The organism is Nocardia sp. NBC_00403, from assembly GCF_036046055.1.
Classification (GTDB): Bacteria; Actinomycetota; Actinomycetes; order Mycobacteriales; family Mycobacteriaceae; genus Nocardia.
In genome coordinates this window covers 8,377,090-8,393,172 of record NZ_CP107939.1, presented here as the reverse complement: position 1 = coordinate 8,393,172, position 16,083 = coordinate 8,377,090, and the positions used below count along the sequence as shown (strand labels likewise).

Below are 16,083 nucleotides of genomic sequence, written 5' to 3'. Positions count from 1 at the left end.
CGGTAGCCCCGGTCAGTCGCCGACGCGGCGAACCGGGTGGCGCAGGATGGTTTTGGTGGTCGCGCCTGCCGACTTGCGTGGATCGGAGAGGTAGATCTCGTGATGGAGGCCGTTCATCGCCAGCCCTTCCGCGGTCATGAACGCCTCCATGCGGGCCAGGGTCTCGGGTTCGGTCGCATAGGGGCCGACGTGCATCACCTGAATCGCCTCGCCCTCGGTCAGTGCTTCGAAGTTCGCACCGGTCACCATGCCCGCGGTGACGACCTCGGGCATGCGGATCAGCAACTTCCAGTGCCACTGCTCGCGCGGCACCGACAGCGGCGGCTCGTCCGATTCCACCCACCACTGGCCCTCCAGTTTTGGTACCACGAAATCCTGGGCCGCGGCCTTGGCGAGCTTCTTGGCGCCGTAGGCGGCGCGATACAACGCCGCGACGGCGTCGGTGTATGCCGGGCTCGCGGGTGCGCCGCAACCGGTGACCGTCACGTAGTTGTAGGCGTCGAACGTGCGCAGAGCCGGATCTCGTGACGCGTCGTAATAGTGCTTGTCGGTCTTGGCCAGATCGATCTTCACCAGCGGGTCCTCCTGTCGAATTGCCTGTTCGTGGCCAGCGTGGACCCTCCAACGACGGGAGAGTCAAGACGCGGGTTCGGCGCGTCGTTCGAATGGTGCGGGCGGGTTGCCCCGTGGCCGAGCCCACCGTGAATGCTGGCTGTCGTGGACGAGTTCTTCCGGAAGGTCGGTGTACGAGGCTGGGTGCACGCCAGGTGTTTCGACTGCGGCGGTGCGGTGGGCCTGGGCGCCGACGAGCCGGTGGTGCTGGCGTCGGTGGTCAAGGTGCCGTTGGTGTTGGAGTTCGCCCGCCAGGTCGCCGCGGGTCAGCTGGACCCGGCCGATCGGGTGCGTGCTGCCGCACGGGACCGGCTCGGCGGCGTCGGCACGGCGGGATGCGTGGACGATGTCGAGTTGAGCTTGCGCGATGCCGCGTTCTTCGCCCTCGCGCTCAGCGACAACACCGCGGCCGATCTGCTGTTCGATCGGATCGGCCTCGACAATGTGCGCTCGCTCGTGCGCGAGCTCGGACTCACCGGCACTCGGATCGTCGGGTCGCCACGGCACATCGTGCAGACCATGGCCGAGGACATCGGAGCCCGCGACCCGATCGACTTCGCCGCACGGTTTCCCGCGCTGAGTGCCGCCGAGGTCCTCGGCACCCGCGCCCTGGATCCGCTTCGGACCACCGCGAGCACGCCGCGCGAAATGACCGAGCTGCTCACGCTCATCGGCGCGGATCGGGCAGGCACCGCCGAGACCTGCCGATGGGTGCGCGATCTCATGCGTCAACAGGTCAACTGGCACCGCCTCGCCGCGGCGTTTCCGCCCGAGGTGCGACTCTGGGCCAAGACCGGCACACTGCCCGGCGTTCGCAATGAGATCGGCGTCGTGGAATATCCCGGCGGAAGTCGCTACGCCGTGGCGGTTTTTACCAGGGCCGACACCCTCGAACAGCGGTTACCCGAGGTGGACCGTGCGATCGGCGCGGCGGCGAAGCACGCGATCGAAAACATTGTTCACGGCCTGCCGTACACCACATTCCATGGACGCTGCGGTATTTCCTGAACAGGTGCGGGGCGGGAAGCTCCGTCACCCTGCACCACATTCGCGACCAGCTCGGCGAGCTCACGCACCAGCGGATGCGGTGCCGTAGCGGGCCATGCCAGCGACAGTCGCCAGCTCAATGTTCCTTCCGGCAAGGGGCGCCAGACCACCCGCGGCTCCTTTTGCGCGACCATGCCCTGGTCGAAGGCCACGCCGCGGCCGGAAAGCACCATGCCGAGTACGAACTCGGGATTGCGGGCGTGCTGCACCGACGTCGGCCGGAAACCGTGGTCCCAGCAGGTGCGCAGCGTCGCGTCGTACAGCCCGGGCGCCGCGGCTCTCGGAAAGATCACCAGTCCATGCCCGGCCAGGTCGGCGAGGGTGAGTGAGGAACGCACGGCCAGCGGTGAATCCCGCGGCAAAACCACGCCCAGCGGCGTGTCCACCGCTGGTCCCGTTTCCAGGCCGATCATGTCGACCGGATGCTGCAACAGACCGGCGTCGAGTTGCCGGTCGGCCAGCAATCGGACCTGCTCGGCGGTGGACAGTTCCTGCAGGTCGACCCGGATGTCACGGCTCTCGAATGCGGTCAGCACCGCGGCAAGCACCCGCCCGGCCAGCTCGGGCGGCACCCCGACGCGTAAGGCGTCGATCTCGCCCCGATGCGCTTTGCCGACGAGCGCTGTCGTCCGCTCCCAGCGCGCGAGCAGATCGCGGGACTCGGCAAGCAGAATCTGCCCGGCCTCGGTGAGCGCTACCCGGCGACTGTCGCGATCGAACAGTCGCGCACCGAGGTCGGCCTCGAGTTTGCGGATCCGCTGACTCAGCGGTGGCTGGGCGATGCCGAGGCGCTCCGCCGCGCGTCCGAAATGCAGTTCTTCGGCGACGACGATGAAATACCGCAGTTGGCGCAGGGGATCCACGCTGCGACGATATCGGTTTCGATATCGGTATTGCGATCAGCTCGCTCGCAAGGGGCGGCACACTCCCCGGAGCGAACGAGTTCGTCAGCGTCGAGGCCGCGGCGACCAACGCGAACGCGCCACGGCTGCCTAGAGCGTGTCTCCTATACGCGAACTGGGGGCATCTGACCGATAGGGCCGGGAGTTGTTGTCTGGCAGCATGGCTGGAATTCACCTGGTGCACGCTGAGGAGTCGGTTCCGATCGTGGCCGAGCGTTTGTGCGGGATTCATCCCGATGATGACCGGCCTCCCGGGTTCGTTTCGAATTGAGAGATTCGGTCTGGATCGGTCCAGACTGCTGGGTAGGTATGGTCCCGCTCATCCTCCGCGATCGGGTGATTGGGCGAAATCACCGTCCGTGAGCACACGGTGAGGGTTTGGTGAGAGCGGTCGGCGAACGTCTGTGTCAAGGAAACAAACCCGAGCACAGGAGTTCCAATGTCTCAGATCGGTAAGTTCGCCCTCGTCACCGGCGCTTCTCGCGGAATCGGCCGCGCCATCGCCCTGCGGTTGGCGGCGAACGGCGCGGTGGTCGCGGTGCACTACGGACACGATGACGAAGCGGCAGCGAAGACCGTCGCGGAAATCGGCGCGGCGGGTGGGCAGGCGTTCGCTATCCGCGCCGACCTGAGCACGCCCGCCGGAATCGACGTGCTGTTCGCCGAGCTGACGAAGAGCCTGCCGGACGGACGGCTGGACATTCTGGTGAACAATGCGGGCGGCGGCGGTGGCAACGGCTCGATCGAGCAACTGACCCCGGCGGCGGTGGACAGCCTCTTCGCAGTGAATGTAGCCGCGCCGCTGTTCATTTCGCAGCAGGCGATGCCACTGCTGCGCGATGGCGGTCGCATTGTCAATATCTCCTCGTGCGCACCGCGGGTGGCGGCCCCGTCGCAGGTGGCCTACGCCATGAGCAAGGGGGCGATCGATGTGCTCACCAAAACCCTCGCGGTACAGCTCGGTCCGCGCGGTATCACCGTGAACGCGGTGGCCGCCGGTGCGACCGAGACCGAGGGGATGGCCGCCTTCCTCGATGGCAATCCGCAGGTGCGGGCCAGCATCAGTGCCATGACCGCGCTGGGCCGGGTGGGGCAGCCCGCAGATATCGCCGATGTGGTGGCCTTCCTCGCCTCCGAGGATGCCCGCTGGATCACCGCCAATGTGGTCGATGTGAGCGGCGGCACCGCCATCAGCCCGGCCATCGGTGCCCAGTAGCCGTCCAACCGGTAGCTAGGAGAATGCGCGGGCATACTGTGAACCGTGCAGTTCGGAATCCTCGGTCCCATCGAAGTCCGCCTGGCCGACGGGAGTCCGATCGCGGTCGGCGGCCCGCAGGTGCGGGCGCTGGTGGCACTGCTGGCGATCGACGCCGGCCGCGTCGTGTCGCGAGATCGGTTGATCGATGGTCTCTACGGGGAGCAGCCACCGGCCAATGCCGGGCATGCCCTGCAGGCGCAGGTGTCGCGGCTGCGGGGTGCACTGCGCAGAGCGGGCCGCACCGAGGAGATCATCGAGTCCTCGGCTGCCGGGTATCGATTGGCGGTAGCACCGCGGGACGTCGATGCGCATCGGTTCGTCCAACTCACTCAGGACGGTCGAAAGGCCGTGCACGACAAGGATTTCGCCACCGCTGCCGTCTTGCTGGACGAGGCCGCGCGGCTGTGGCGCGGCCCGGCCCTTGCCGATGTGGCGGATGCGCCCTTCGCCGCGGTGCAGACTGTTCGCCTCACCGAGGCGCGGCTCGCGGCTCTGGAGGATCGCGCGGAGGCGGCGGTGGCGCTGGGCGATCACCGGGCAGCGCTGGCCACCCTGCCCGAAATGGTTGCGGCGCACCCGCTTCGAGAGCGGGCACGGTCCTTGCTGATGCGGGCCCTGTACGGGGCGGGGCGGCAGGCGGAGGCACTGGCGCTGTTCGAGGAGGGGCGGGAGCTGCTCGCCGAGGAACTGGGTGCCGACCCCTCGGCGGAATTGGCGCAGGCGCATCTGGCGATCCTGCGCGCGGATGCCGCACCCGAACGCGCGGTCCGGCGGCTGCCCACGCCGTTCACCGGATTCTTCGGGCGCGATGCGGAATTGGCGCGGGTAGCGCTGCTGCTCGCGCAGTCCCGGCTGGTGACGCTGACCGGTCCGGGCGGGACCGGCAAGACGCGGTTGGCCTTGGAAGCGGGCGCTCGCACCGAGGGGCCGGTGTGCTTCGTGGATCTGGCCCCGCTGGTGGACGGGGCGCAGGTGGTCCAGGCGGTGGCCGCGGCGTTGGGTGGGCGGGAGAGCGGCGGGCACACCCCGGGGGAGCCCCGCGATATCGAGAGCCGCGTGCGCGCGGTGCTCGCCGAACGACCGCAGCTGATCATTCTCGACAATTGCGAGCACCTGATTCTCGACACCGCACGCTTGCTGCACCGGCTGCTGCTGGACTGCCCTGGTTTGCGCGTGCTGGCCACTAGCCGAGAACCCTTGCGGATCACCGGCGAAACCGTCTTCCCGGTCGGGCAACTACCCGTCGCCGCGGCCGATGCCGCATTGGCCGAGCAGCTCGAGTGCGCCGGCGTCCGGTTGTTCGCCGATCGCGCCGCCGCCGCGCGACCCGGATTTGCCGTGGATGCCGCGACGATCGGCGTCGTCCGGCGCGTTTGCGCCCGCCTCGACGGATTGCCGCTGGCCCTCGAACTCGCCGCCGCCCGGCTGCGCACCCTCGATCTCGGCGAGATCGACGCGCGCCTCGGCGACCGCTTCCGGCTGCTCGCCCGCGGTGACCGTACCGTCGAGCCCCGCCATCGCACCTTGCAGGCGGTGGTCGAGTGGAGCTGGGAATTCCTGGCCCCGGCTGAACGGCTACTGGCCCAACGGTTCTCGGTCTTCGCGGGCGGAGCCACCGCGCGGACCGCGCGCGATGTCTGCGATATCGACGATGCCGATGAACTGCTCGACGATCTGGCCGACAAATCACTGGTGGAGGTGACCGGCGGCCGCTACCGAATGCTGGAGACCATTCGCGAGTTCGCGCGCCGGCAGGCGATCGACTCGGGCGAGCATGAGCGGCTGCTCGACGCGCACGCTCGGTATTTCACCGACCTCGCCGAGCGAGCCGACCCGCTGCTGCGCGGGGCCGATCAGCTGGATTGGCTGGCGCGGCTGGCCGCCGATGACGGCAATCTGCAAGCGGCGCTGCACTGGGCGGTGCGTACCGATCCGCCGCTGGCGCAACGGCTCATCGCCGCCCAGGCGTGGTACTGGTGGTTGAACGGTCGGCCCGGCGACGCGGTCGAAATAGCCGAACATCTACTGCCTCGAGTTGATTCTGCGTCCGTCGAGGAGTACGCGCTGTGCGCGGCAGTGGCGGCGCGGGCAGGCGGCGAGTCGCGAGCGGCGATCGAACGCGCGGCTGCGGCGGTATCGGAATCCCGAACCCCTTTGCGGCGACCGCATCTGGTGTTTCTGCTCGCCATCGCGGGCGGTATGGCAACCGTCGATCCGGATCGTTCGCGACTGCTCTTCGGGCCTGACTCGTGGTCGCAGGCTTTCCTCCGATTGGGTGATGGGCTGCGCCTGCTCATGTCCGGGCGCATTCTCGACTCCGAGGCTGAATTCCACGGTGCCCTGGACGGTTTCCGCACAACCGGCGACCGCTGGGCGATCGCCACGGCGCTGGACAAACTTGCGGCGGTTGCCGACTGGCGCGGCGATCGACCGGCCGCCGTGGCCCTGATCGATGAGGCCGTGGAGCGCTACACCGAGCTGGGCACCGTCGACGACACCGCCGATCTGCTCAACCGCCGTGGTGACATCTTGGCAGGCAGCGACCCCGCCGCCGCCCGCGCCGCCTACGAACGCGCCGCCGAACTGTCCGGCTCGGTGGGCGCGACGGATATGCACGCCAATGCGATTCGCGGGCTCGGCGATCTGGACCGCGCCGGCGGGAACCTGTCGAGCGCTCGCGAGCGATACACCGCGGCCCTGAACCTGGCATCCGAAGGCCCAGTGGGCGCGACCGAGGCCCGGGCCCGCGCGCTCATCGGTCTGGGCTGGGTCGCCGTCTCCGAAGGCGACCTGGAGGCGGGACGCGCCACACATCGCAGGGCCTTCGAACTCGCACACCGCCACCATCTGCGACCGGTGGCGGCCACGGCCGTCGAGGGCTTGGCCGGAGTGGCCGCCACGTGCGGCGATGTGGAGTGTGCGGCCCAACTGCTCGGTGCCGCCGAAACGTTGCGCGGTCTGTGCTCCGAAGGCGATGGTGAGGTCGCCCGCATCACCATCGAAACCCGCTCCGAACTGGGTGAATCCGGATTCCTCGCGGCCTACCGCAAGGGCCGCGGATGCACCGTCGAGGAGGTGGCCGCACTGGTCGGTGAGTGACGGTGAGCCTATGGTCAGGGCACGGTGAGCGGCCCCCGCGAAGCTACTTTCCATGACCGAGACACAGCAGTTCACCAACAAGACCGTCCTCATCTCCGGCGCGAGCATCGCCGGTCCGGCCCTCGCCTACTGGCTGGCCCGCTACGGCTTCACCGTCACCATCGTCGAGCAGTCGCAGACGCTGCGCGAGGGCGGCTACAAGGTCGATATCCGCGGTGTGGCGATGGATGTCGTCGAGCGCATGGGCCTCATGCCGCAGCTGCGCCAAGCCTCCACCGATATGCGCGGCGGCGCTTGGGTCGACGCGTCCGGCAAGGCCCTCGCCACGCTGGGCCCCGAGCTGATCGGCCTGCGCTCGCCCGGCGATGACGAGGTGCTGCGCGGCGACCTCGCCCGCATCCTCTTCGATGCCACCAAGGGCGATGTCGAGTACCTGTTCGGCGATTCGATCACGGATATGGCCCAGCACGCCGACGGTGTGACTGTCGGCTTCCGCAATGCCGCCCCGCGCGTTTTCGACCTGGTCATCGGTGCCGACGGCATGCATTCGGCCGTGCGTCGCATTGCTTTCGGCCCCGAGGAGCAGTTCGCCCGCCACACCGGCATGGCGGTCTGCGCGTTCTCGGTCCCCAACGACCTCGGCCTGGACCGCTGGGAACTGGTCCACCCAACCCCCGGCAAGGTCGTCCAGCTCTACAGCACCCAGCACACCACCGCCAAGGCCCAGTTCATTTTCCCGGCCCCCGACCAGCTCCCCGACCGCCGCGATATCGCCGCCCAACAGCGCCTCGTCATGGAAACCTTCGCCGACGCGGGCTGGGAAGCCCCGAACCTGTTGCGCGCCATGCCCGAATCCCCCGACTTCTACTTCGATACCGTCAGCCAGATCCACCTCGACCACTGGTGGGACAACCGCGTGGCCGTCGTCGGTGACGCCGCCTACTGCCCGTCCCCCCTGTCCGGCCAAGGCACCAGCATGGCCCTGGTCGGCGCATACGTCCTGGCCGGTGAACTACGTGCGGCCAGGGGCGACCACGACGCCGCCTTCCCCCGCTACCAGGAAGCCATGAGCGACTACATCTCCCGCAACCAAACCCTCGGCTGGTCCAACGCCACCCAGATGGTCGCCACCGACCGCCGCGCCATCCGCACCCAGACCACCATGCTCCGCATGCTCCGCCACATGCCCTGGAAGGGCCTGGCCCTGCGCCCCATCATCAAACCGATCGAGCGCGCCGCCAACGCCATCACCCTGGCGGACTACTGATCGTGCTCGGTCATGTCGCTGCGGCCACGGTTTCCAGGGCAGCGCTCTGGCCGGCTTCAGCGTGGCTCACCAGTGTGCTGATCCGCCGTTCCTCGAGCGCTCGGCCGTACAGCATGTGCCCAACTAATCCGGATAGGCAATGGTGCAGCAAACCATGAAGAACTAGGGGCACTTGCCGGATAGCGCGGATGCGCCGCACTTCGTAGTCTCGGAGGCCACGCCGGGCGCAGTTCGGAGGCAAGACGGTCGACGCACCATCGACACCCGGCAACGAGTAAGCGATGTCACTTCGTTGGCGAGGAGCTCATGTCACACCGGCGGGCCCTATTTCGTCGACCAGTAGACAACCCAGCACGACAATGATGAATGAGGATTGAGAATGTCTATCGAGAACTTGCGCACTGCGGTCCGTGGCGGTGTGATCCTGCCGGGCGACGCCGATTTCGATCAGGCGGCGCGGCCGTGGAACACGGCAGTCGCGCAGTCCGTGGCCGGCGTTGTCGAGGTGGCCGACGCACTGGATGTGGCGGCGGTACTCGAGTACGCCCAGCGGGCGGGTCGTGCCGTGGTGACGCAGCCGACCGGGCACGGTGCGACCGGCGATATCGACGGCGCGATCCTGGTCCGCACTGCGCGCTTCGACAGCATCGACATCGACGCCGAGCGGCGCGTGGCACGAGTCGGCAGTGGTGTGCAGTGGGGGCAGGTGCAGGCCGCGGCGGCCGGGCACGGGCTCACGGGGTTGGCCGGGAGCAACCCGGTCGTGGGTGTGACCGGATACACCCTGGGCGGCGGTTTCGGTTGGTTCGCCCGAAAGTACGGGTGGGCCGCGAACGCGGTGCGCGCCGTCGAGGTCGTCGATGCCTCCGGGCGGCCGCAGCGAGTCACCGCCGATTCCGATCCGGACCTGTTCTGGGCATTGCGCGGCGGCGGTGGCGACTTCGCGATCGTCACCGGTCTCGAGTTCGAGTTGTTCGCGCTGCCCCGCCTCTACGGCGGACGGGTGATGTGGGCGGCCGACCGCACCCGCGAGGTCTTCGACCTGTTCACCGAACTCACCACCGGCGCGCCCGCCGAGCTGTCGGTGTGGTTGCAGCGCTATCAGATTCCAGGCGTGGCGCCGACCGTCGCGATCGACTTCGCCTACCTCGGTGATCCCGCCGAGGGACGCCATCTGACCAGCCGGCTCGACGCGATCGACGGCGCCGTCGCCGACACCCGCGGCGAACTGAGCCCAGCCGAGATCGGCAAAATCACCGCCGAACCCACCGACCCCAGCCCGTCGCTCTCGCGTGGCGAACTGCTCACCGAACTCGACGACGCGGTGGTGAAGACGCTCATCGACGCACCTGTCGCACCGCTGCTCAATGTGCAGATCCGCGGCCTGGGCGGTGCGCTCGCCCAGGACCGGCCGGACGGCGGTGCGCGCGGCGCGGTTACCGAACCCTACGCGCTGTACCTGCTCGGACTCGGGCTGCCGCAGCTGCTCGGTGATATCCGTGGCCGGTTCGAGGAGATCACCGACGCGCTCGGGACGCAAATCACCGGCACCAAGCCCTATACGTTCCTGGCTCCCGGTGAGTCCGCCGCCGCGGCGTTCGACCCGGACACGCTGGCGCGGTTGCGGGAGATCAAGCGAAACCGTGATCCGCACAACGTTATTCGCGCGAACTTCCCTGTTCTGGGCTGACCCCGGGTCCGCGGTCGGCATGGCCGCCGTTTTGGCGGGCATGCGGTTCCCGCTGCTGTCCCGTATTTCTGCTGCTGCTAGTGAGATTGAGAAGACCCGATGAGCTCTGTGCCCGAATCCGGCCCCGGTTGGGGTGATCTGTTGACTCGTGACCGTCTCGGTGTGACGATCGTGCTCGCCGGCGGCACCGCCCTGTACGCCATCAGTAGCTATGTGACTGCGAGCCTGTTGCCGACGGCGATCGGCGAGATCGGTGGCGCGCGCTATTTGGCCTGGGCCACGACTGTTTTCGTGGTGGCCTCGATCGTGTCGTCGACGCTGGTGGGCGCGATGCTCGCCGCCCGCGGTCCGGTCGGGTCGTATCTGACCGGGTTCGGGCTGTTCTCGATCGGCACCGTGATCTGCACAGTGAGCCCGTCCATGTCGCTGCTGCTGGTGGGCCGGGCGGTCCAGGGGTTGGGCGGTGGCCTGCTGATGGGGTTGGGGTACGCGGTGATTCACCAGGCGTATCCGGCCGCGCTGCGCGCCCGGGCGGCGGCGCTGGTGTCGGCGATGTGGGGTGTGGGGACGTTCGTCGGCCCGGCGCTGGGGGGTGTGTTCGCTCAGCTGGGGCCGTGGCGGCTGGCGTTCGCGTGCCTTGCGGTGTTGACGGTATCGGTCGGGGCGATCGTGCCGATTGCGCTGCGCGGCACCGGAAGATCCGGTCACGCGCAGCGGATTCCCGCGGTCTCGCTGACGCTGTTGATGGCGGCCGCTGCGCTGGTCAGCGTCGCCGGCGTGCTGCCACGCGGCGGTTGGACCGCGGCCGGTGTCGTGGCGGCGCTGCTGGTCGTGGCCGGATTCCTGACCTGGGAGCGGCGCGCCGCGGTGACGGTGCTGCCGCGCCTGACCTTCGTGAAAAGGTCGCCGCTGCGCTGGATCTACCTGACCATGGTCGCGGTTGCGATCGGTATCAGCCTGGAAAACTTCGTGCCGCTCTTCGCCCAGGAATTGGGTGGGCTCGCCCCGCTGGCGGCCGGATTCGTCGGTGCGGCAGCATCATTGGGCTGGACGCTGGCACAGGTCGTCAGCGCGGGCGCGCAGCGGCCGGGCACCGTCGATCGACTGCGGCTGGCGGGTCCCGTCGTGCTGACTGTCGGTCTGACGCTCACCGCTCTCACACAGATCCGCCACGCGGGCCTGTCCACCCTGCTGGTGTGGGTGCTGTGCATGATGATCGCGGGTGCGGGCATCGGCCTGGCCTGGCCGCACTTGTCGGCGGCGGTCATGGCCAGCAGCCCCGATCCGGCCGAAGCGCAGCAGGCTGCCGCCGCGATCGGCACCGTGCAGTTGATCGCCACCGCCTTCGGCGCGGCCATCTCCGGCGTGTTGGTGAACCTCGGCGAACCCTCCCCGTTGCGCTCGGCCCGTTTCCTCGAGTTCGGTCTCGCCGCCATCGCCGCTCTGGGTGTGGCGGCCGCCCTGGCCGCGCACCGCGCCGCTGCCCGTACTTCAGCGCAGCGGCAGCCTGCCCTCACCCAGTCATAACTCGTTACACCACAATCCCCCGCGCCTCGGTTGCGGACGTGATCGTCGAGGCCCACGCGGTGCCGTTCAGTCGAGGGGTGTCCACCGTCGATCGAGCGATGACATCACCAGCGACCGCGCCTGGACGGTAGGTCTTGACGGCGCCGACGCTGCTGGCAGATCCTGATGACCCGCCCGGGGGGATTACCAGACGAGCTCGGGGTGCTGGGTCGGGAAACATGTCGGCTGGTTCTAGGATTCGAGTGTGTCCAGCACCCGCCGCGCCTGGTAGTCCGCCCCGAGCAGGCCGCAGCTGGTTCGCCGCTGGCAGGCCGAAACGGTTGCGGGCGATCTACGACCGCACCCAGGGTGTCCGGCATATGTTCGGTGCCTTGGACTTGCGGACCGGCCAGCTGTACTGAGTTCCGCGACTTTGCGGTCGGGTCAAAGGTCCGGAGTGCGGATCACCGACCCAACGTTGCTTGACGCGGCACTAGCGGATCTCCAACTGATAGGTGATCTCGACCCAGAAGCCGCCGGGCTCGTATTCGCCACCGAAGGTGAGGACGTAGTCGCCAGGCGCGAGATCATCGAGACGGACCCACAGTCCCCAAGCTTTGGCCTTGAACCGGCCGGTGTGACCGAAGGGACCGCCCGCTGCCGCCGTGATCCGGAATGGCTTGTCGTTGGTCACTGCTCGCACGGGCAGTGGGACTCCGTTCAATGCGGCGTGACCGGACGCCGCGGGCGCCACCGGCACCTCGCCACGCGCGAAAAATCCGTCCGGAACCTTCTCGAACATGTTGAAAGCCGGGAAGAAGATCGGCCGGCCGTGCGGAATCGTGCACCGCCGCTCGACCCGCCCACCGAAGGTGCCTGCCAGGAACCAGACATCCGTCGGCTGATCGATCGCGGCGAACTCTCCGGTCTTGTCCACTACCGGATTCTTGGCGTTCGGCACCGACATCGCCCACTGCCACCAACGAGCTGCCAGCTCGACGTCGCTACTCGCCATCTCTCTACCCCATACAACCATCGACGCGAAGAAGAGAGCGAGCCACGCCGGATCGCCCTCTTCCGAAGTGGACTTGGAGGAGGGTATACGAACCGGCCGGTCTGCGCAGCTCCACGCCACGTTCGGTCATTCGTCCAGTGCTGCGTTAGTGTTGTTCGGATGCGGTATGTCCGCAGGATGCAATTGACTTGGGGGTTCGAGTTGAGACGCCAATCGCCCAGGCGTGCAATGTTGTTCATCGTCGCTACTGCACTTGCCGTGGGTGTGACAACATTCGGGGCGGGGAATGGCTCGGCTACCGCTGGCGATCCGATTGTCGAGTCCAAGAAGCTACTTGCGGATCCTGTCGCGCCGGATGGTTCGAAGATCGCCTCCGGCACGATCGACGGGCGCAATTTGACATTGCGGGTCTACTCCACGGCGATGGCCGAGAACATCACCGTCAGGGTGCAGCGCCCCAACGACGCATCCCAACCTCGGCCGGTTCTCTACCTGGTCAACGGGGCGGGCGGCGGGACGGATGCGGCCACCTGGTGGGCCAAGACCGATGTGGGTGATTTCCTGGCAACCAAGGACGTCAATGTCGTGATGCCGATCGGTGGCGCATTCGCCTACTACACCGATTGGCAGAAGGACGACCCTGCGATGGGGCGCAACAAATGGCGAACATTCTTCCTCGACGAACTGCCGCCGCTGATCGATCAAGCGTTGGGCACCAACGGGATTAACGCTATCGCCGCGAATTCGATGACCGCGACATCGGTGTTGCAGATGGCCGAAGCCAAGCCCGGCTTCTATCAGTCCGTCGCCGGATACAGCGGTTGCGCACAGATCGCCGACCCGCTCGGCAAACGGTTCACCAAACTGGTCGTCGAAACCTACGGTGGTGGCGACGTGCGCAACATGTACGGCGAGGACGACGATCCGGCTTGGGCCGCAAATGATCCGGTGGTGCACGCCGAGGCCCTACGCGGCACCAAATTGTTCATGTCCACCGGTAACGGTCTCCCCGGCCAGTGGGACACACTCAATGGCCCCTATGCACTGCCCGGCAATTACGGTCTGGGAAACCAGATCCTGGTCGGCGGCATCATCGAGGCCGCCACCAACTGGTGCACCCACAATCTGCAGGACCGCCTCAACCAACTCCAGATCCCGGCAACCTTCGACTACGCACCCGCAGGCACGCATTCCTGGGGGTACTGGCGCGACGCGTTTTATCAGTCCTGGCCTATGCTCGCCGAAGGTCTCGGAATAGCTCCATAGGCGCATTCAGGGGGCAATCCACCGGGCACCTGGATCAAATCCTGGCCGGGATTTGATCCTGACACCAGTCTCTACTAGCCGCGTGGCGCGCGGTGCGAAGCGGCCATTGGCCAAGTGTCTGAGATGATGGCGCACTACTCTTCATGTGATGGCGCACGAGTCCGCGATGCGATAGTGGGACGATTGTGCCAGTTCGCCAAGTCTGTGCTTCGTGTACGGAGGCTGGACTGGGCTGAGCGTGTCTGTGCGCTGACTCAACATAGGAGGTTGGTGGGTGTGAACCAATTAGCTAGTGCCACATCGCTTTACCTGCGTCAGCATGCTGACAATCCGGTCGATTGGCGGCAATGGAATGCCGAAGCCTTAGCTGAAGCCGCGGAGCGGGACGTCCCGATCCTGATGTCCATAGGATATTCGTCCTGTCACTGGTGCCACGTGATGGCGCACGAGTCCTTCGAGGACGAGGCGACCGCAGCGCTGATGAACGCGAACTTCGTGTGTGTGAAGGTAGACCGGGAAGAACGGCCCGATCTGGACGCGGTCTACATGAACGCCACCGTCGCCATGACCGGTCAGGGCGGCTGGCCGATGACGTGTTTCCTCACCGCGGACGGTGAACCGTTCTACTGCGGCACCTACTACCCGAAGCTGCCCCGCGGCGGCATGCCGTCGTTCACCCAACTGCTCGCCGCGATCACCGACACCTGGCTCAACCGGCGCGACGAGGTGAACAAGGCGTCCGCGCAGGTGACCGAGGCGCTGCGGGCGCAGGCGGCCGGGCTGCCCGGCGGCGATTTCAGCATCACCGCCGAACTGCTCGACCATGCGGTGGCCGCGGTGCTGCGCGAGGTGGACGATAAGCACGGCGGTTTCGGTGGTGCGCCGAAGTTCCCGCCGTCGGCGCTGCTGGAGGGGTTGCTGCGAAGCTGGGAGCGCACCGGTGATCCCGCGGTGTTCGATGCGGTGTCCCACACCGCGGAAGCGATGGCTCGTGGCGGCATCTACGACCAGCTGCGCGGCGGCTTCGCGCGCTATTCCGTCGACGATGCCTGGCTGGTACCGCATTTCGAGAAGATGCTCTACGACAACGCCCAATTGCTGCGCGCCTACGCGCATCTGGCGCGCCGGACCGGATCGACGTCGGGCGAAACGGTCCTCGCGTGGCCGCTCGCGTTGCGCATCACGGAGGAGACCGCAGGCTTCCTGCTCGACGATCTCGGCACCGAACAGGGCGGTTTCGCCTCCGCACTGGATGCCGACACCCACCTGGAGCCGGGCGGGCCGGGGATCGAGGGCGCCACCTATGTGTGGACACCCGCCGAACTGATCGGCGAGCTCGGATCCACCGACGGTGCCTGGGCCGCAGAGGTTTTCGGAGTAACCACTGCGGGCAACTTCGAGCAAGGCACCTCGATCCTCACCCGATACACCGATCCCGACGCCATCAAGGCCGCGGTGCCGGTCGATCCGGATGCCCCCGCCCGCTTCGAGCGCATTCGAACCACGCTGCGCGCCGCCCGCGACCGTCGCCCGCAGCCTGCGCGCGACGACAAAGTGGTAACCGCATGGAACGGGATGGCCATCACTGCGCTCGCCGAAGCGGGAGCTGCGCACGGCCGCCCCGATTGGGTTGCGGCTGCGGCGCATTGCGCACGCTATCTGCTCGGCCGGCACGTCGTCGATGACCGGGTGCTGCGCGCCTCGTTCGGTGGCGTCGCCGGAACAGCACCCGGTGTACTGGAGGACTACGCATGGCTGGCTGTCGGGCTGCTCGCCCTGCACCAAGCCACCGGTGAACCGAGTTGGCTCGCCGACGCACAACGCCTGCTGGACAAGGCCATCGAGCACTTCGCCGACCCGGCGGCGCCGGGCAGCTGGTTCGACACTGCCGACGACGCGGAAATCCTGGTCACCCGCCCGCGCGACCCGATCGACGGCGCCACCCCGGCGGGCGCCTCCGCGCTCGCCGAAGCACTCCTGACCGCAAGCGCCGCAAGCGATCCGGCCCGCGCGGTGCGCTACCGCGAGCTGGCCGACCAGACTCTCACCCGAGGCGCGGTGGTGCTCGCTCGCGCACCACGCTCGGCCGGGCAATGGTTGACAGTCGCCGAGGCGGCGCTGCGCGGTCCGCTCCAGGTTGCGATCGTCGGTCCGAGTGGTGCATACCTCGGCGGCGGCGAACTGTCGCTCGATGCGCCGGGCGCACTCGAGTTCCAGGAAGAGCGGAGATTGCTCTCGGCCGCAAGGAAATCAGCCCCTGGCGGCTCGATAATCGTTGCGGGCGAACCGGACTCGGTGCCGCTGCTGGCCGACCGCCCCCTGATCGACGGCGCGGCCGCGGTGTACGTGTGTCGCGGCTCGGTCTGCGACCTCCCGGTCAGGACCGCTACGGACGTGCAGGCCGCCCTGGGCAGGCAGTGA

At 67.7% G+C, this 16,083-nt stretch carries 11 protein-coding genes; 8 read left to right on the top strand and 3 right to left on the bottom strand.

Translation table 11 applies throughout. The features are described from left to right. Nucleotides 1-12: 12 nt before the first annotated feature. Complete coding sequence (locus OHQ90_RS37755; RefSeq protein WP_328405941.1) at nt 13-573, bottom strand: GyrI-like domain-containing protein; 561 nt, start codon at nt 571-573, stop codon at nt 13-15. A gap of 144 nt (nt 574-717) precedes the next feature. On the opposite strand from OHQ90_RS37755, the gene OHQ90_RS37750 reads away from it, so the two are divergent. After that, nucleotides 718-1,620: a serine hydrolase gene (locus OHQ90_RS37750; RefSeq protein WP_328405939.1), complete on the top strand. Its 903-nt coding sequence runs from the start codon at nt 718-720 to the stop codon at nt 1,618-1,620. On the opposite strand, the gene OHQ90_RS37745 is transcribed toward OHQ90_RS37750, so the two are convergent. Next, a complete protein-coding gene (locus OHQ90_RS37745) occupies nt 1,572-2,522 on the bottom strand; it encodes a LysR substrate-binding domain-containing protein (protein WP_328405937.1) in 951 nt (316 codons plus the stop codon). The two genes, OHQ90_RS37750 and OHQ90_RS37745, sit on opposite strands and share 49 nt — an antisense overlap. 478 nt (nt 2,523-3,000) lie before the next feature. Here OHQ90_RS37745 and OHQ90_RS37740 point away from each other — a divergent pair, with 478 nt between their 5' ends. From OHQ90_RS37740 to OHQ90_RS37720, 5 genes are all read left to right on the top strand, one after another. Continuing rightward, nucleotides 3,001-3,777 carry an SDR family NAD(P)-dependent oxidoreductase gene (locus OHQ90_RS37740; protein WP_328405935.1) on the top strand — a complete coding sequence of 259 codons (777 nt, stop codon included), beginning with the start codon at nt 3,001-3,003 and terminating at the stop codon, nt 3,775-3,777. 45 nt (nt 3,778-3,822) lie between these two features. After that, nucleotides 3,823-6,918 carry a BTAD domain-containing putative transcriptional regulator gene (locus OHQ90_RS37735; protein ID WP_328405933.1) on the top strand — a complete coding sequence of 1,032 codons (3,096 nt, stop codon included), beginning with the start codon at nt 3,823-3,825 and terminating at the stop codon, nt 6,916-6,918. 52 nt (nt 6,919-6,970) lie between these two features. After that, nucleotides 6,971-8,185, top strand: coding sequence for an FAD-dependent monooxygenase (locus OHQ90_RS37730; protein ID WP_328405931.1), 1,215 nt, complete (start codon nt 6,971-6,973; stop codon nt 8,183-8,185). A gap of 379 nt (nt 8,186-8,564) precedes the next feature. Continuing rightward, a complete protein-coding gene (locus OHQ90_RS37725; RefSeq protein ID WP_328405929.1) occupies nt 8,565-9,875 on the top strand; it encodes an FAD-binding oxidoreductase in 1,311 nt (436 codons plus the stop codon). A 99-nt stretch (nt 9,876-9,974) separates the two neighbouring features. Continuing rightward, nucleotides 9,975-11,402: an MFS transporter gene (locus OHQ90_RS37720; protein WP_328405927.1), complete on the top strand. Its 1,428-nt coding sequence runs from the start codon at nt 9,975-9,977 to the stop codon at nt 11,400-11,402. A gap of 472 nt (nt 11,403-11,874) precedes the next feature. On the opposite strand, the gene OHQ90_RS37715 is transcribed toward OHQ90_RS37720, so the two are convergent. Next, the gene (locus tag OHQ90_RS37715; protein ID WP_328405925.1) at nt 11,875-12,396 is read right to left on the bottom strand and encodes a hypothetical protein; all 522 of its coding nucleotides are present in this window, start codon (nt 12,394-12,396) and stop codon (nt 11,875-11,877) included. A 228-nt stretch (nt 12,397-12,624) separates the two neighbouring features. On the opposite strand from OHQ90_RS37715, the gene OHQ90_RS37710 reads away from it, so the two are divergent. Both OHQ90_RS37710 and OHQ90_RS37705 read left to right on the top strand, forming a co-directional pair. Beyond that, a complete protein-coding gene (locus OHQ90_RS37710) occupies nt 12,625-13,662 on the top strand; it encodes an alpha/beta hydrolase (RefSeq protein ID WP_328405923.1) in 1,038 nt (345 codons plus the stop codon). A 276-nt stretch (nt 13,663-13,938) separates the two neighbouring features. Beyond that, nucleotides 13,939-16,083: a thioredoxin domain-containing protein gene (locus OHQ90_RS37705; RefSeq protein WP_328405921.1), complete on the top strand. Its 2,145-nt coding sequence runs from the start codon at nt 13,939-13,941 to the stop codon at nt 16,081-16,083.